Origin of the sequence: Streptomyces naganishii JCM 4654 (genome assembly GCF_014650575.1) — a bacterium.
Taxonomy (GTDB): domain Bacteria; phylum Actinomycetota; class Actinomycetes; order Streptomycetales; family Streptomycetaceae; genus Streptomyces; species Streptomyces naganishii.
On the sequence record NZ_BMVF01000007.1, the window covers coordinates 395,147 to 411,350 of the forward strand.

Consider the following 16,204-nt stretch of genomic DNA (forward strand, 5'->3'; position numbering starts at 1 on the left):
GATGGCCGCGCAGACCGAAACCGGGCCCGCCTCGCGCGCCGGCGACGGGATCTACCACGCCGGTTCCCGCGCGGTGCAGGACCGGGTGGGCGTGCGCGAGGCGGCCGACCACGTGGGTCGGTCCGTGGGCCGGGGCATCAGGCCGGTCGCCGCCGCCTTCCTGGAACTCCAGCCGCTGCTCGTGGCCGGCGCCGCCGACCCGGCGACCGGAGCGGTCTGGGCCGCGCCGCTCACCGGCGCACCGGGCTTCGTACGGGCCACGGGACCGCACACGATGTCCGTCACCGGCGGCGTACCCGCCGACGACCCCCTCGCCCGCGCCCTCGCCGCGCCGGGCACGTACACCGGGACCATCGCCCTCGACCCGCGCACCCGCCGCCGCATGCGCCTGAACGGCGTGCTGACGCCCACCCGTGCGGGCTTCTCGATCGAGGCGGACCAGGTCTTCTCCAACTGCCCCAAGTACCTCCAGCGGAGGGAGTCCTTCACGTACGTCGACCGAACTCCCGGACCGGCGCGCGTCAGCGGCGAACTCACCGCCGGGCAGCGGGACCTGGTGACCCGTGCCGACACCTTCTTCCTGGCCACGGCACACGTCCGGGGCGCCGACGCGAGTCACCGGGGCGGCAACCCCGGCTTCGTCCGGGTGACTTCGCCGCGCGAACTGCTCTGGCGCGACTACCCGGGCAACTCCATGTTCCTCTCCCTCGGCAACCTCGCCGCCGACCCGCGCGCGGGGCTGCTGTTCCTGGACTGGACGGCCGGCACGACCCTGCAGCTCACCGGCGAGGCGCGCGCCGAGTTCGGGGCGGACGGGGAGCGCCGGGTGCGCTTCACGCTCGCGCGGGCGGTCTGGCGGGACGGGGCGCTGCCGCTTGCCTGGGCTCCGCCCGAATACTCACCGGCCAACCCGTTGCTGCCGTAACGTCACCGCATGCGCAAGGAGTTGAGGGTGGCGGCCTACGCCGTGTGTGTGCGGGACGGACGGATGCTGCTGGCCCGCTGGGTCGCCCGGGACGGGGCCCGCCGCTGGACGCTGCCCGGCGGCGGCATGGAGCACGGCGAGGACCCCTACGACACGGTCGTGCGCGAGGCCGAGGAGGAGACCGGGTACACCGTCGAGCCGGTCGCCCTCCTCGGCCTCGACTCCATCCGCCGCGCCTATCCGCGCCCGCTCGGCAGCCAGGCCGACTTCCACGGCCTGCGCATCGTCTACGAGGGCCGCGTCACCCGCGGCGAACTGCGCCACGAGACCGGCGGTTCCACCGACATGGCCGCCTGGCACCCCCTGGAGGCGGTGCCCGGTCTGGAACGGGTGGGCCTGGTCGACGTGGGCCTGCGGCTGTGGCGCGAGCGGCCCGCCGCGGGCCGTGCCGCGACCGATGACGGAACGCCTTGCCTACCCCGCGAGATGAACGAGGAGTAGCCGCCCCCAGGCCGTCCGGCGAGCGGCGGCGAACGCGTGAGGTGGCCCGGGACCGACGTACGGTGATGGGCGTCGCGCGTTGCCGCCGCGTTCACGCGCAGGCCATCCCCGGTGCCAAGCATCCGGTATGAGCGGGACGTTCGCGTCCGTGAGCCCCCGCGACCACTGCCGACGCGTTCGCACCCGGGGAGAGAAGCGCCATGTCGCGCACACGCTCTGTCACCGCCTCCGCGCTGGGGGTCGACCGCCGTACCGTCCTCGCCGCCGCCGGGGCGGTGACCCTGACCGCGGGCACGGGCTACGCCCTGCGCCCCGCCGAGAGCCACGCCGCCACGGCGGCCGGCACCCCGCCCGCGGGCCCGTCCGGTGCCTCGGGGGCGCCGCTCGCCGCCACCACCGCCGCTCCCGCCGCACCCCTCGCCCCCTACACCCGGGGCACCACCCTCGACTCGGTCGCCACGCCCCGCGCCGGCGGCCCGTACCGGCGGCTGGGCGACGGGCCCGGCTGGAAGCGGGTCGTACGCGACGAGCTGGCCGCCGCCCGGTCCGGGCGGGCCGGACGCCGTACCACCCTGGCCGCGTTCGTGCAGTTCACCGATCTGCACCTGGCCGACACCCAGCACCCGCTGCGGGTGGAGTACCTGCGCTCCTTCGACAGCCATCTGTGGCGGCCGCACGAGGCGCTCACCGTGCAGGGCGCGATCTCGCTGGTGGAGCGGGTCAACGCGCTGCGCGGCGGTCCGGTCACCGGCGCCCCGCTGGGGTTCGTCATGACCACCGGCGACAACACGGACAACAACGCGCGTTCCGAGCTCGAGTGGTTCATGAAGGTGATGAGCGGCGGCCGGGTGCGCCCGGACTCCGGCGACCCGCGCCACTACGAGGGCGTGCAGAGCAGCGGCCTGAAGCTGTACTGGCAGCCCGACTCGGCCGTCCGCGACGCCGACAAGCGGCTCGGCTTCCCGCACCTGCCCGGCTTCCTGGCCGCGGCGACCCGCGAGGTCAACAGCCCCGGCCTGCACGTGCCGTGGTACTCCACGGTCGGCAACCACGACGCCCTCCCGCTCGGCATCTACGCGCCCGGCGACCCCTACCTCGCCGAGTACGCCGTCGGCGGCAGGAAGCTGATGAGCCTCCCGGCGGCCGAGGCGCGCAAACTCCAGGACTCCATCAAGAGCACCAGGGACCCCCGGGGCGTGCGCCTGCGCGAGCTGCTCAAGGCCCACACCCGCGACATGCGCCCGGTCACCCCCGACGAGCGGCGCGCCCCCTACACCCCGGCCGAATACGTCAAGGCGCACCTGGACCCCGCCCACCGGGGCGCCGGACCGGTCGGCCACGGCTACTCGCCGGCGAACCTGGACGCGGGCAGCCAGTACTACTCCTTCCGGGTCGCCGACGACGTCATCGGCATCAGCCTCGACACCACCGACCCCGGCGGGAACTACCAGGGCTCCATCGGCACCGCCCAGTTGACGTGGCTGGAGCGCACGCTGCGGGAGAACAAGGACTCCTACGCCGTCGTCTTCAGCCACCACACCAGCGCCTCCATGGACAACACCCGCCCGGACCCGGGCCGTCCCGCCGAGCGCCGGCACGGCGGCCGCGAGCTGGTCGCCCTGCTCGCCGGCCACCGCAACGTGCTGGCCTGGGTCAACGGCCACATCCACAAGAACCTCGTCACCGCGCACTCCACCGCCGGCGGCCACGCCTTCTGGGAGATCTCCACCGCCTCGCACATCGACCACCCGCACCTGGCCCGGATCATCGAGCTCACGGACAACAAGGACGGGACCCTGTCGCTGTTCACCACGCTCGTGGAGTCCGCCGCCCCGCACCGCACGGATTTCGCCGATCTCAGCCAGACCGGACTGGCCGCCCTCTACCGCGAACTCGCCTTCAACGCCCCGGGCGCACTGCCCAACCTGGCCGGGAGCGCGGCCGACCGGAACACGGAACTGCTCCTGAAGAAGGACTGAAATGCGCCCAACCGGCGTACGAGAGGGCAACTCGACCGGGCCCTCGCTCGGTTCTCCCTTCCGACCGGACCCTACGAAGGGGGAAGTTCATGTCCGTACGTACGATCCTGGTGGGAGCGACGGCCGTCGCGCTCTCGGCGGCGCTGGCCGCACCCGCCCTGGCGGTGGCCGCCCCGGCGGCAGCCGGCCGGCACGAGGCCGCCCGCCAGGCGGTCCGGGCCGCGGTCGCGGCCGGCGCGCCCGGCGCGACCGCGACGGTGAGGGACGCCCACGGCAGCTGGTCCACCACCGCGGGCGTGGGCGACCTGCGCACGGGTGCGCCGCGTTCACCGCTGGACCGCTACCGGGTGGGCAGCATCACCAAGACGTTCGTGGCCACGGTGCTGCTCCAGCTCGAGGCCGAGGGCCGGCTGTCGCTGGACGACACCGTGGACCGGTGGCTGCCCGGAGTGGTGCGCGGCCACGGCCACGACGGCCGCCGCATCACCCTGCGCCAACTGCTCAACCACACCAGCGGGATCTACAACTACACCTCCGACGAGACCTTCGCCCGCACCTACTTCACCAAGGACGGCTTCTTCGAGCACCGCTACGACACCCTGCGGCCCGAGGACCTGGTGCGCATCGCCATGTCCCACGAACCCGACTTCGCGCCGGGCACGTCCTGGAAGTACTCCAACACCAACTACGTGCTGGCCGGCATGGTGATCCAGAGTGCGACCGGCCACTCCTACGCCCAGGAGATCCGCCGCCGCGTCATCGAGCCGCTGCGCCTGACCGCCACCTCACTGCCGGGCACCCGGGCCACCATGCCCCGCCCCAGCAGCCGCGCGTACTCCAAACTCTCCCTGGACACCACCACGGGCCCCACCTACGACGTCACCGAGCTCAATCCCTCGCTGGCCTCCTCCGCCGGTGAGATGATCTCCGACTCGGCCGACCTGGACCGCTTCTACTCGGCGCTGCTGCGCGGCCGTCTGCTGCCGGTGCGCCAGCTCAAGGAGATGAAGACCACGGTGCCGGTGACCGGGGCGCCCAACGCCGCCTACGGCCTCGGCCTGATGGAGCAGACCCTCTCCTGCGGGGTGCGGGTCTGGGGCCACGACGGCGGCATCCACGGCTCGGTGTCCTCGGCGGTCACCACCGCCGACGGCCGGCACTCCCTCGCCCTCAACCTCAACGGCGACTGGGCGGGCGGCGGGCAGCCCGTGCTGGAGGCCGAGTTCTGCGGCAAGCCGGCGCACGAAGAGGGGCCGTCGGACAAGCGCCCGCCGGCCCCTCTTCTCCCCTCCTGAAAGACGCGTGTGACAGCCGCCTCCTGACGGCGGCCCCGGCGCTGCCCCGGTCCCTCCCTACCGGGGCAGCGCCACGACGTACTCGGCCGGGTCCCGGTCGGCCGCCGCCATCAGGGCCGTGCGGACCACGGCCGCCTGCTGTTCGGGGGCGTCCCGCAGCTTCCTGGGCGTGATGTGGACGACCGTGATGCCGAGGCGCTCCAGGTGCTCGCGCTTGCGGGCGTACTGCGACCACTGCGCGTCCTCGTCCTGCCCCTCGCCCGGGCGCGGGGCGCGGGTGTCCAGCTCCACCGCGACCGCGGGCTGCGGCCAGTACGCGTCCACGCCCCCCAGGTGCGGGCCGCCGGGCAGCCGGAGGTCCACGTTCCACACCGGGTCGGGCAGCCCGTACTCGCGCACCATGCGGTAGAGGCGGTCCTCGGCGATCGCCCGGCCCTCGGCGAGCAGCGAGTCCACCGCGTCCACCACGTGCCGTCGGCCCAGCAGCCTGCCCTCGGACAACTCCCGCACCACGGCGGCCGGTTCGCAGTGGCCGCCGCGCACCGCCTCGGTGAGCAGCCGCCGTACCGTGGCCGCGTCCGTCAGCCGGGCCACCGCGTCGGCCAGGGCCCGCGGCACCGGGGCCACCGGCAGGCCGGTCACCGGTTCCGGTTCGGGCAGGTCGGCGGTGCGCACGATCCGCGCGCAGCCGGCCGAGCGCAGCCGGCGCATCCGCGGCACCAGCACGTCGATGGCCTCCAGGGACGGCAGCGCGGGGGCGGAGGTGAAGCCGTGCAGGGCGAGGGCGGCCAGGCCGGTGATCATCGCCTCGGTGTACACCGGGCGGTGCGGCTGCCGCGCGGTCGGCTGGGCCGGCACCCCGGGGGCCGGCTCCCGGTGGCGCGCGCGGGTGGCGTACATCAGGACCGCGTGCAGCCGTTCCTCGCTGGTCGGGGGGGCCGCGTGGAGCAGGAAGACACCCGGCAGGAGCTGCTGCCAGGGCCCGCCGGCCCGGGACTGCTCGTTCGCCTCGGCCGCCGGGATTCCGTGGGCGCGCAGCTGTGCCGTGGTCATCAGACGGCGGTGCGCCTCGGCGAGGTGGCTGAGGGGGCGGGGGGAGAGCGGGGTGTTGTGGTTCATGCCGGGGGAGTTCCCGCCCCCGGTCCCACCTTTAACCGCTGTTACACGGCCGTCGACAAAGCCGGACAAGCTCGCCCTAAAGGACGGGTGTTCGGATGCCGAAAACCCCTGGTCCGCCCGCGAGTGGACCAGGGGTTACGGGGTATCTTGCCCGAATTTCGTAACGGTTACCGCGCGCCCTACCTTTGGCCAGAGCCGGAGCCGGAGCCGGGGTCAGAGCCGGAGCCGGAGGCGCCGGCCACCGCGTCGCACGCCTGACCGCGCAGCGCGCGCGCCAGATCGTCGCGCGCCTCCAGCACCAGCCGGCGCAGCGCCGGGGCCGCACCCTCGTGAGCGGCCAGCCACGCGTCCGTCGCCTCGAGCGTCCCGGGCGAGTCGTCCAGCGCGGGGAACAGGCCCTGGACCACGTCCATCCCGATCTGGATCGACCGCTCGGTCCACACCCGCTCGATCGCCGCGAAGTACTTCGCCGTGTACGGCGCGAGCAGCTCGCGCTGCGAGGGCCGGACGAAGCCCGCGATCGTGGCCTCCACCAGCGCGTTCGACAGCGAGTCCGACTCCACCACCTGCGCCCACGCCTGCTCCTTGACCGCGGCCGAGGGCCGCGCGGCCAGGCAGCGCACCTGGTGCCGCTTGCCGGAGGCGGTGTCGTCCCGGGCGAGCTCGGCGGCCAGCGCCTTCTCGTCCGCGACCGCGTACGTCGCCAGCGGCTCCAGGAACGCCCAGCGCAGCTCCTGGTCGACGTCGAGGCCCTCGATCTCCTCGGTGCCGTCCAGCAGACCCTGGAGCAGGGCCAGGTCGTCGGGCTCGAAGGCCACCGACGCGAAGAAGCGCGCCCACGCCAGCTGGTGCTCGCTGCCCGGCTCGGCCTGCCGCAGCTCGGCCAGCGCGCCCTCGGCAAGCGCCCGCCCGCCCGTCTCGCGCCACTCGGGCGCCGCGTAGCGCACCAGCGCCGAGTCCGCCCACGCGTGCAGCATCTGGAGCACGCCGATGTCGCTCTCGCGGCCCGCGAAGCGCAGCACCAGGTCCACGAACTCCCGCGCCGGCAGCAGCGCGTCCCGGGTCAGGTTCCACAGCGCCGACCAGCACAGCGCCCGGGCCAGCGGATCGGTCAGCGCGCCCAGGTGCTCGCGCAGGGTGGCCAGCGAGGTCTCGTCGAAGCGGATCTTGCAGTACGTCAGGTCGTCGTCGTTGACCAGCACCAGCTCCGGCGCGTCCTGCCCGGCCAGCTCGGCCACCAGGGTGCGCGCGCCGTCCACGTCCGCCTCGGCGCGCGCGTACCGCTCCAGCGCCCCGACCGAGGAGCGGCGGTACAGGCCCACCGCCACCCGGTGCGGCCGCAGCGTCGGGTACGACTCGGGCGCCTCCTGCACCACGGCCAGCTCCTCGATGCGGCCGTCCGGGCCCAGCAGCACCTGCGGGGTCAGCGAGTTGACCCCGGCCGTCTGGAGCCACGCCCGCGCCCAAGCGCCCATGTCCCGGCCGCTGGTCTCCTCCAGCACCGTCAGCAGATCACCCAGACGGGTGTTGCCGTAGGCGTGCCGCTTGAAGTAGCGGCGGGCGCCCTCCAGGAACGCGTCCTGCCCCGCGTACGCCACCAGCTGCTTGAGCACCGAGGCGCCCTTGGCGTAGGTGATACCGTCGAAGTTCAGCTTGGCGTCCTGGAGGTCGCGGATGTCCGCGGTGACCGGGTGCGTGGAGGGCAGCTGGTCGGCGCGGTAGGCCCACGCCTTGCGGCGGTTGGCGAAGGTGATCCAGCCGTCGGTGAAGCGGGTCGCGCCGACCAGCGCGAAGGAGCCCATGAAGTCGGCGAAGGACTCCTTCAGCCACAGGTCGTCCCACCACCGCATGGTGACCAGGTCGCCGAACCACATGTGCGCCATCTCGTGCAGGATGACGTTGGCCCGCGCCTCGTAGGACGCCCGGGTGACCTTGCCGCGGAAGATGTACTCCTCCCGGAAGGTCACCAGGCCCGGGTTCTCCATCGCGCCCAGGTTGTACTCCGGCACGAACGCCTGGTCGTACTTGCCGAACGGGTACGGGTAGTCGAAGTGGTCGTGGAAGAAGTCCAGGCCCTGCTTGGTCACCGCGAAGACGTCGTCGGCGTCGAAGTGCCTGGCCAGGCCCTTGCGGCAGAGCGCGCCCAGCGGGATCTCCAGCCGCGTGCCGTCCTCCAGCACGCGCTCGTAGGAGTCCGTGACGTAGTGGTACGGGCCGGCCACCACGCACGTGATGTAGGTGGAGATGGGCTTGGTCTCCGCGAAGCGCCACACCCCGTCGTGCCGCTCGCCCGTCCCGTTGCCCCACACCGTCCACTCCTCGGGCGCGCGCACCTCGAAGCGGAAGGGGGCCTTGAGGTCGGGCTGCTCGAAGTTGGCGAACACCCGGCGGGAGTCGGCCGGTTCGTACTGGGTGTAGAGGTAGACCTCGCCGTCCTCCGGGTCGACGAAGCGGTGCAGGCCCTCACCGGTGCGCGAGTAGGCGCACTGGGCGTCCACCACCAGCTCGTTCTCCGCGGCCAGGTCCTCCAGCAGGATGCGGGAGCCGTCGAAGACCTCGCCCGGGTCCAGGTCCTTGCCGTTGAGCGAGACCGCGGTGACGCTCGGCGCGAGAAGGTCGGCGAAGCTGGTGGCGCCCGGCTCGGCGCAGCGGAAGCGGATGGTGGTGACGGACCGGAACGTCCGCGGCCCCTCCTCGCCGTGCTCGCCCACCGCGGAACGCACGTCCAGGGACACCTCGTACCCGTCGACGGACAGCAGGGCGGCCCGCTCCCGGGCCTCGTCGCGGGACAGATTCTCACCGGGCACGGGCGACTCCCTCAAGGACGTATCGGATCAGGACGTGACGTATCGAATATCGGACGCCAGGAACACGACCGATCCTGCCACGCGTGCCTGACCTTGGGCAGCCGGGAATGCGACGCGGATCACCGGTGTTGCGTGTCGTGGACCGCATGGGCCCGTATGCGCCGTATTCCGAGGAGAGCCATGTCCGAGAGCGCGACCACGTCCGGCAAGACCCCCGTCGACTTCTGGTTCGACCCGCTGTGCCCGTGGGCGTGGATGACGTCCCGCTGGGTGCTGGAGGTGGAGAAGGTCCGCGACATCGAGGTCCGCTGGCACGTCATGAGCCTCGCGGTGCTGAACGAGCCCAAGCTGGACGAGCTGCCCGAGGACTACCGCGAGCTGCTGACCACCAAGGCGTGGGCGCCGGTCCGCGTGGTGACCGCGGCCTGGCAGAAGCACGGCGAGGACGTCCTCGGCCCGCTCTACACCGCGCTCGGCACCCGCTTCCACAACCGCGGTGAGGGTCCCACCCGCGAGGCGATCGCGGCCGCGCTGGACGAGGTGGGCCTGCCCGCCGGCCTGATCGAGTACGCCGACCAGGAGGACTTCGAGTTCGACGCCGAGCTGCGCGCCTCCCACAAGGAGGGCATCGAGAAGGTCGGCCAGGACGTCGGCACCCCGGTGATCGCGGTGCCCGGCGCGGACGGCGAGCAGATCGCCTTCTTCGGGCCCGTGGTCACCCCCGCGCCCAAGGGCGAGGAGGCGGCCCGCCTGTGGGACGGCACCCTCGCGGTCGCCTCCGTCCCCGGCTTCTACGAGATCAAGCGCACCCGCACCGCGGGACCCGACTTCAGCAACCTGTAGGCCCCGCCCGCGCACGGCAGACCCCCGCGAGTCCTGTCCTCGCGGGGGTCTCCTTCGTTCCGCCCGCCCGCGTGAGGGGTGAGAAGACGATCCGGCCTCGACGAAGTCCGCCTCCTGGTTCCTCTACTACAGGTGGAAGGCGTGCTCCCGGGCGCCGAAGGCCGGAAGCGGCGTCGAGCCCCGCCGACGTCGCCCTGATGTCAGCTCCGGGCGGTGCGGCTGCGCCGGGAGCGCTGCCAGGCCAGGCCCACGGCCGCCAGGACCAGCGTCATCGCACCGGTCGAGTACAGCTGCACCCGGGTGCCGGGCTCCCGCGCCATCAGCACGAAGACCGTCGCCATGCCGGCCAGCGCCACCCAGGTCAGCCACGGGAACGCCCACATCCGCACGACCAGCCGGTCCGGGGCCTCGCGCTCCAGCCTGCGCCGCAGCCGCAGCTGCGAGACGGCGATGAAGATCCACACCACCAGGATCACCGCGCCGATCATGTTCAGCAGCCACGGGAAGACGTCGTCGGGCCGCCAGTAGCTCAGCAGCACACAGCCGAAGCCGAACACGCTGGAGACCAGCACCGCCACCCGCGGCACCCCGCCGGACACCCGCGCCAGCCCCTTGGGGCCGAGCCCGCGCTCGACCAGCGAGTACGCGATGCGCGAGGAGCCGTAGATGTTGGCGTTCATCGCCGACAGCAGGGCCACCAGGACGATCACGTTCATCAGCCGGCCCGCGCCGGGAATGCCGAGCTGGTCGAGCGCGGCGACGTAGGGGCCCTTGTCGACGACGTCCGCCGCGTTCCACGGCACCAGGGTGACGATGACGGCCATCGAGCCGACGTAGAACAGGGCGATGCGCCACATCGCGGTGCGCACCGCGCGCGCCACGCCCCGCACCGGGTTCTCCGACTCGGCCGCCGCGATGGTGACCGTCTCCAGGCCGCCGTAGGCGAAGACGGACGCGAGCAGGCCGGTGATCAGGCCCTGCCCGCCGTGCGGCAGGAAGTCGGTGAGGTGGGAGAGGCCGGGGGAGTCGGTGCCCGGCAGCACGCCCGCCACGGCGAGCACGCCCAGTACCAGGAACAGCGAGATCGCGCCGACCTTCAGCGCCGCGAACCAGAACTCGAACTCGCCGAAGTTGCGCACCGCGGCGAGGTTCGCCCCGCAGAACACCACCATGAACAGCGCCACCCACGCCCACTGCGGCGTGCCCGGCAGCCAGCCCGTGACGATCTTCGCGGCGCCGATGCCCTCCAGGCCCACCGCCGTGCACAGCAGCACCCAGAACGACCAGCCCGCGGTGAAGCCCGCCCACGGCCCGAGCGCCCGCTCGGCGTGCGCGGAGAAGGAGCCCGACGACGGGTACGCCGCCGACATCTCGCCCAGCATCCGCATCACCAGCATCACGAGGACACCCGAGAGCGCGTAGGCGAGGACGATCGAGGGCCCGGCGGCGGCGATGCCCGCGCCGGAGCCGACGAACAGCCCGGCGCCGATGACACCGCCGAGCGCGATCATCGAAAGGTGGCGCTGCTTGAGACCGTGGGACAGGGTGGCGCCGGCCGCCCGTTCGGGCGTCTCGACGGTGGTGCTGGTGTTCGGCATGGGCGCGGCTCGTCCAGTGGGGGGAGTGGGGGGCGGGCAAAACGCCCCACAGTCTGCTCGGCCTCCCCTGCCGCGCGGGGAGGCCGACCAGCATCCGGACGTCCGCGGTGCGGACGGTGAACGGCCCGCTACGCGGCGGCCGCCGCCGGCCCGGCCACGCTCGTGTAGTGCGCCGACCTGGCCACGCTCGTGTAGTGCGAGGCGTCGCCCTCGATCGAGTAGCTCTCCTTGCCCTCGGTGCCGACCGGCACGTCACCGGCGACGGTCACCCGGTTCAGCCGGCGGGGGAGGCCGTCGTAGTTGTCGATGGCGTAGTGCTGGGTGATGCGGTTGTCGAACAGCACCAGCTGGTTCTCCGACCAGCGCCAGCGCAGCACGTTCTCCGGGCGGGTGACGTAGGCCTGGAGCAGGTCCAGGATCCGCCGCGACTCCGGCACCGACAGGCCCACCAGGCGCTGCGCGAACCCGCCGATGAACAGCCCGCGCTCACCCGTCAGAGGGTGCACGCGGACCACGGGGTGCGCGGTGCGGTACTTGATGGAGGTGAACTGGGCCCGCTGGGCCGCCCTCTCCTCGTCGACCGACTCCTCGGGCACCGCGTAGTCGTAGTCGTTGGTGTGCTCCGCCCACAGGGTGTCCGCCAGCCGGCGCAGCGGCTCCGGCAGGTCGCGGTAGGCCGCCGCCGCGTTGGCGATCAGGGTCTCGCCGCCGTACGGCGGGACGGTGATGCTGCGCAGGGTGCTGGCCTGGGGCGGGTTGAGCACGAAGGTGACGTCGGTGTGCCAGTGGTTGGCCCGGCCCCGCTCGCTGTCCACCGGCAGGACGTTGGGGGCGCCCTCCACGGCCGGCACGGTCGGGTGGGCGGTGGTGAGCTCGCCGAAGTGGCGGGCGAACGCCTCCTGGCCCGCGTCGTCCAGGCGCACGTCGTCGAAGACGAGCGCCTTGTGGACGTTGAGGGCCTCGCGGACGGCGGCGACCGTCTCCTCGTCGAGCGGCCGGGCGAGGTCGACGCCGGTGACCTGGGCGCCGATGGTCGCGGTGACCTTGCGGATCTCGATGTCTGCCATGGCGGGACGTTCCTTTCAGACGAGTGCCGGAGCGGCGGTGTACTGGTTGGCGGGGCGGGGCAGGCCGTAGCGCTCGCGCAGGGTCTGCAGGGGGCCGTACTCGGTGCGCAGCAGGCCGCGGGCGCGCAGGACCGGGACGACGTGCTCGACGAAGGCGTCGAGGCCGGAGGGCAGCACCGCGGGCATGATGTTGAAGCCGTCGGCCGCGCCTTGTGTGAACCACGTGCCGATGGCGTCCGCGACCTGCTCGGGCGTGCCGGCGAAGGTGAGGTGGCCGCGCCCGCCGCCGAGCCGGCCGATCAGCCGGCGCACGGTCAGCCGCTCGCTGCGGGCCAGCTCGACCACCAGCGTGTAGCGGCTCTTGGCGCCCTCGATCGCGGACTCGGGCGGCAGGTCCGCGGGCAGTTCCCGGTCCAGTTCGAGGGTGCCCGGCTCCAGGTGCAGCAGGCTCTCCAGACGGGCCACCCCGTGCTCGTGCACGATGTGGTCCTCCAGCTCCCGCTCCGCGGCCAGCGCCTCGGCCTCGGTGGAGCCGACGACGGGCACGATGCCCGGCAGCACCTTGATGTGCCCGGGGTCCCGCCCGGCCTCGCGCGTACGGGACTTGAGGTCGGCGTAGAAGGCCTGCGCGCCGGCGAGGGTCTGCTGCGCGGTGAACACCGCCTCCGCGTACCGGGCGGCGAACGCCCTGCCGTCCTCGGAGGAGCCGGCCTGCACCAGCAGCGGGTAACCCTGGGGAGTGCGCGGTACGTTGAGCGCGCCCTCCACGCTGAAGTACGTCCCCCGGTGCCGGGGCGGGTGGATCTTGGCGTCGTCGCCCCACACCCCGGCCGCCTTGTCGGCGACGACCGCGTCGTCCTCCCAGCTGTCCCACAGCTTCAGCGCCACGTCCAGGAACTCCGCGGCGCGCGCGTACCGTTCGGCGTGCGCGGGCTCGGCGTCCAGACCGAAGTTGCGGGCGGCCTCGGCGCCGGCGGTGGTGACGATGTTCCAGCCGGCCCGGCCGCCGCTGACGATGTCCAGCGAGGCGAACCTGCGGGCCAGGTTGTAGGGGGAGTTGTAGGAGGTGGAGGCGGTGGCGATCAGGCCGATGTGCTCGGTGGCCGTCGCCAGCGCGGTCAGCAGGGTCAGCGGCTCCAGCGCGCCGGCCGGCCGCTGGGCGAGGTTGCTCCACAGCTGCGGCCCGTCGGCCAGGAACAGCGAGTCGAAGGTGCCGCGCTCGGCGATCCGGGCGAGGTTCACGATGGGGGTGCCCCCTGCTCGTTGAGAGCTTGGGGGAGCGCGAGGTCGACGTGCGCGTACGGGTCGCTCTCCGGCAGCCGCCACGACGCCTCGTGGTGGCCGGTGTTCATCAGGAACGCGTTCAGGTGCAACTGGCGGGTCATGCGAGATCCTCCGTGACGCCCAGCGCGGCCAGCAGCCGCTCCCGGTACTCGCCGAGCAGCGGGTCCCGGTAGGAGCGCGGGTGCGGGCGGTCGATGGTCAGGTCGAGGCCGATACGGCCGTTCTCGAGGACGAGGACCCGGTCGGCGAGCACGATCGCCTCGTCCACGTCGTGGGTGACGAGCAGCACGGCCGGCCGGTGGCGCTTCCACAGCTCCCGCAGCAGGCCGTGCATCCGGATCCGGGTGAGCGCGTCCAGGGCGCCGAACGGCTCGTCGGCAAGGAGCAGTTCGGGCTCGCGGACCAGGGATCGGGCGAGCGCGGCGCGCTGTGCCTCGCCGCCGGAGAGCTCGCTCGGCCAGGCCCGCTCACGGCCCGCGAGGCCCACCTCGGCGAGCGCGGCCCGGCCGCGTGCGGCGGCCTCCTTGCCGTCGGCGCCGAGCAGTACGTTGTCCAGCACCCGGCGCCACGGCAGCAGCCGGGAGTCCTGGAAGACCACCGACACCCGCTCGGGGGCGGTCAGTTCACCGCCGCCCTCGACCTCGTGGTCCAGGCCCGCCACGGCCCGCAGCAGGGTGCTCTTGCCGGAGCCGCTGTGCCCGAGCAGGGCGGTGAACTGGCCGGCCGGGAACTCCAGGTCGACGCCGTCGAGGACGGTGCGCCCGTCGAAGGACCGGGTCAGGCCCGCGAGGCGGACGGCGGGGGCGGTCAGCTGTTCAGTGTGCGGCGCCACGACAGCACCCTCCGTTCGACGAGACGGACCGCGCTGTCGGAGACCAGGCCGAAGACGCCGTAGATCAGCAGGCCGACGAGGATGACGTCGCTCTGGCCGTAGTTGGTCGCCTGGAACATCATGTAGCCGAGTCCGCTGGTGGCGTTGATCTGCTCCAGCACCACCAGGCCCAGCCAGGACCCGGTCACCCCGAGCCGCAGGCCGACGAAGAAGCCGGGCAGCGCGCCGGGGACGACGATCCGGCGGACGAAGGCGAGCCTGGACAGGCCCTGCACCTCGGCGAGTTCGACGAACCGGCTGTCGATGCCGGACAGCGCGGCGTGCGTGTTCAGATAGACCGGGATGTAGACGACGATCGCGATGATCGCGATCTTGAAGGTCTCGCCGATGCCCAGCCAGAGGATGAACAGCGGGATCAGACCGAGGGTGGGGATCGCCCGGTTGAGCTGGACCGTCCCGTCGATCAGCGCCTCGCCGACCCGGCTGAGCCCGGAGGCCAGCGCGAGCACCACACCGGCGGTCAGCCCGATGGCGAAGCCGTAGGCGGCCCGGCGCAGCGAGGTCACCACGTCGGTGGCCAGCGTGCCCTCGGTCCACAGGCGTCCCGCCGTCCGCAGCACCGTCCACGGCGCGGGGATCGCGCCGGGGTCGAGCCGCCCGGCGGCGGAGGCGCCGGCCCACAGGGCCAGCACCGCGAGCGGTCCGATCAGCCCGGCGGCGGGCAGGCGCCTGCCGGGGGACAGGCTCCGGCGCCTCCGCCGCCGTACGCCCGGGGCGCCGGCCGCCGGGGGCGGGGCGGCGGCGGCCGTGGTCGTGGTCGTGGTCGTCGTGGACACGGTGCTCACCTTCGGTACTGGGCCGGAACGGCCCGGGCCGCGATGGACTCGAAACGCCGGTCGAAGAGCGTGTCGACCTTGAACCGCTTCACGAAGCCGCCCTCGGCGAGCAGGTCGGCGGTCTCCTGCTCCCACTTGACCGCCTCGTCCCAGCGGGGCGGGAACAGGGGCTTGTTGGCGAGGCGGGTGATCGCCTCGGCCTGCGCGAGGCTCAGGTTCTGCGTCTTGACGTAGAACTCCCGGTTCCAGACGTCCGGGTGTTCCCACTGCCACACCAGGCCCTGGGCCCACTGCGGGATGTACGCGGCGACCGCGGCGGCCTTGGCCCGGTCGGCGAGCACGGAGACCGGCGCCCACAGCAGGTTGAGCAGGTCGACGACGTCGGTGGGGATGGTGTGGGCGCCCTTCGGGCCGTACTGCTTGAGATACGCCGGGGCCTGGCTGTTGCCGAGCGGGGCCACGTCGACCTGGCCGGACTGCAGCGCGGTGAGGAACTGGTTGCTGGTCAGCGGCACCAACTCGACCTGGTCGTAGGTCAGTCCCGCCTCCTTCAGCGCGCGCAGCAGCACGACGCCCTGGGCCTGCCCCTGCGAGAACGCGAGCTTCCTGCCCTTGAAGCCGGCCACCGTGCGGATGTCGCTGCCGGGCCGGGTGGCGAAGAGGTAGTTCGGCCTGCGCGTCAGGTTGATCGCGACGATCTTGGCGTCGTACCCCTGGTAGTGCGCCTGGATCGGCGGGATGCCCGCGTTGTTGGCGAGGTCCAGGGACCTGGCGCGGAAGGCGTTGATGACATCGGGGCCGGCGCCGACGTTCAGCCAGTTCGACACGGTGAACGGCAGCTTCGGCAGTCCCGCGAGCCTGAACTGCAGTTGCTGCACGTTCTGGTAGGACGCGATCTTCAGGCTCGTGCCGGCCGGGACCTTCCCGGCGAGCGGCGCGGACAGGTCGGCGGCGGACGACTTGGACGCGGCGGCGCTCGATCCGGCGCAGCCGCCGAGCCCCGCCGTCGCGGCGGCCACCCCGAGCAGCGAGGTGAGGAAAAGACGCCGGTCGTAACCGGACGTGGGCGCGGACGACATGGGAGTACTCCCTGGGTTCACAAAGCGGTCACAAAAGAG

The 16,204-nt window shown here is 73.0% G+C and carries 12 protein-coding genes and 1 pseudogene; 5 read left to right on the plus strand and 8 right to left on the minus strand.

The features are described from left to right. Position 1 precedes the first annotated feature (1 nt). The 4 genes from IE217_RS15970 (at position 2) to IE217_RS15985 (ending at position 4,700) form a co-directional block, all read left to right on the plus strand. Positions 2-925, plus strand: a complete 924-nt coding sequence (locus IE217_RS15970) for a pyridoxamine 5'-phosphate oxidase family protein (protein WP_190178517.1) — start codon at positions 2-4, stop codon at positions 923-925. Between the two features lie 9 nt (positions 926-934). Then, positions 935-1,426, plus strand: coding sequence for an NUDIX hydrolase (locus tag IE217_RS15975; protein WP_190178518.1), 492 nt, complete (start codon positions 935-937; stop codon positions 1,424-1,426). 200 nt (positions 1,427-1,626) lie between these two features. Continuing rightward, positions 1,627-3,405, plus strand: a complete 1,779-nt coding sequence (locus IE217_RS15980) for a TIGR03767 family metallophosphoesterase (RefSeq protein WP_190178519.1) — start codon at positions 1,627-1,629, stop codon at positions 3,403-3,405. 89 nt (positions 3,406-3,494) lie between these two features. Then, positions 3,495-4,700, plus strand: coding sequence for a serine hydrolase domain-containing protein (locus tag IE217_RS15985; protein ID WP_190178520.1), 1,206 nt, complete (start codon positions 3,495-3,497; stop codon positions 4,698-4,700). A gap of 57 nt (positions 4,701-4,757) precedes the next feature. On the opposite strand, the gene IE217_RS15990 is transcribed toward IE217_RS15985, so the two are convergent. After that, positions 4,758-5,819, minus strand: coding sequence for a hypothetical protein (locus tag IE217_RS15990; RefSeq protein ID WP_190178521.1), 1,062 nt, complete (start codon positions 5,817-5,819; stop codon positions 4,758-4,760). A 179-nt stretch (positions 5,820-5,998) separates the two neighbouring features. Then, positions 5,999-8,626 (minus strand): aminopeptidase N, encoded by a 2,628-nt coding sequence (pepN, locus tag IE217_RS15995; protein WP_190178522.1) that lies wholly within the window; start codon positions 8,624-8,626, stop codon positions 5,999-6,001. A 180-nt stretch (positions 8,627-8,806) separates the two neighbouring features. Here pepN and IE217_RS16000 point away from each other — a divergent pair, with 180 nt between their 5' ends. Next, a complete protein-coding gene (locus IE217_RS16000) occupies positions 8,807-9,469 on the plus strand; it encodes a mycothiol-dependent nitroreductase Rv2466c family protein (protein WP_190178523.1) in 663 nt (220 codons plus the stop codon). Positions 9,470-9,669: 200 nt separating this feature from the next. Here the strand turns inward: IE217_RS16000 and IE217_RS16005 are convergent, their stop codons facing one another. The 6 genes and pseudogenes from IE217_RS16005 to IE217_RS16030 all read right to left on the minus strand — a co-directional run bounded on the left by IE217_RS16005 (position 9,670) and on the right by IE217_RS16030 (position 16,165). Beyond that, positions 9,670-11,067, minus strand: a complete 1,398-nt coding sequence (locus tag IE217_RS16005; protein WP_190178524.1) for an amino acid permease — start codon at positions 11,065-11,067, stop codon at positions 9,670-9,672. Positions 11,068-11,195: 128 nt separating this feature from the next. Next, a complete protein-coding gene (locus IE217_RS16010; RefSeq protein WP_190178525.1) occupies positions 11,196-12,134 on the minus strand; it encodes a TauD/TfdA dioxygenase family protein in 939 nt (312 codons plus the stop codon). Positions 12,135-12,149: 15 nt separating this feature from the next. Further along, positions 12,150-13,519 (minus strand): annotated as a pseudogene (locus tag IE217_RS16015) (LLM class flavin-dependent oxidoreductase). Next, the gene (locus IE217_RS16020; protein WP_190178526.1) at positions 13,516-14,250 is read right to left on the minus strand and encodes an ABC transporter ATP-binding protein; all 735 of its coding nucleotides are present in this window, start codon (positions 14,248-14,250) and stop codon (positions 13,516-13,518) included. Before IE217_RS16020 ends, IE217_RS16015 begins: the two are co-directional and overlap by 4 nt. After that, on the minus strand, positions 14,226-15,095 hold the full coding sequence (locus tag IE217_RS16025; RefSeq protein ID WP_190178527.1) for an ABC transporter permease: 870 nt from the start codon (positions 15,093-15,095) through the stop codon (positions 14,226-14,228). The genes IE217_RS16020 and IE217_RS16025 overlap by 25 nt, the downstream gene beginning before the upstream one ends. Continuing rightward, the gene (locus tag IE217_RS16030; protein WP_190178528.1) at positions 15,092-16,165 is read right to left on the minus strand and encodes an ABC transporter substrate-binding protein; all 1,074 of its coding nucleotides are present in this window, start codon (positions 16,163-16,165) and stop codon (positions 15,092-15,094) included. The genes IE217_RS16025 and IE217_RS16030 overlap by 4 nt, the downstream gene beginning before the upstream one ends. Between the last annotated feature and the right edge of the window lie 39 nt (positions 16,166-16,204).

Bases quoted from the DNA above. Each gene is read 5' to 3' on its own strand.
- IE217_RS15970 (WP_190178517.1), top strand. From the start codon at position 2: ATGGCCGCGCAGACCGAAACCGGGCCCGCCTCGCGCGCCGGCGACGGG.
- IE217_RS15975 (WP_190178518.1), top strand. From the start codon at position 935: ATGCGCAAGGAGTTGAGGGTGGCGGCCTACGCCGTGTGTGTGCGGGAC.
- IE217_RS15980 (WP_190178519.1), top strand. From the start codon at position 1,627: ATGTCGCGCACACGCTCTGTCACCGCCTCCGCGCTGGGGGTCGACCGC.
- IE217_RS15985 (WP_190178520.1), top strand. From the start codon at position 3,495: ATGTCCGTACGTACGATCCTGGTGGGAGCGACGGCCGTCGCGCTCTCG.
- IE217_RS15990 (WP_190178521.1), bottom strand. From the start codon at position 5,819: ATGAACCACAACACCCCGCTCTCCCCCCGCCCCCTCAGCCACCTCGCC.
- IE217_RS16000 (WP_190178523.1), top strand. From the start codon at position 8,807: ATGTCCGAGAGCGCGACCACGTCCGGCAAGACCCCCGTCGACTTCTGG.
- IE217_RS16005 (WP_190178524.1), bottom strand. From the start codon at position 11,067: ATGCCGAACACCAGCACCACCGTCGAGACGCCCGAACGGGCGGCCGGC.
- IE217_RS16010 (WP_190178525.1), bottom strand. From the start codon at position 12,134: ATGGCAGACATCGAGATCCGCAAGGTCACCGCGACCATCGGCGCCCAG.
- IE217_RS16030 (WP_190178528.1), bottom strand. From the start codon at position 16,165: ATGTCGTCCGCGCCCACGTCCGGTTACGACCGGCGTCTTTTCCTCACC.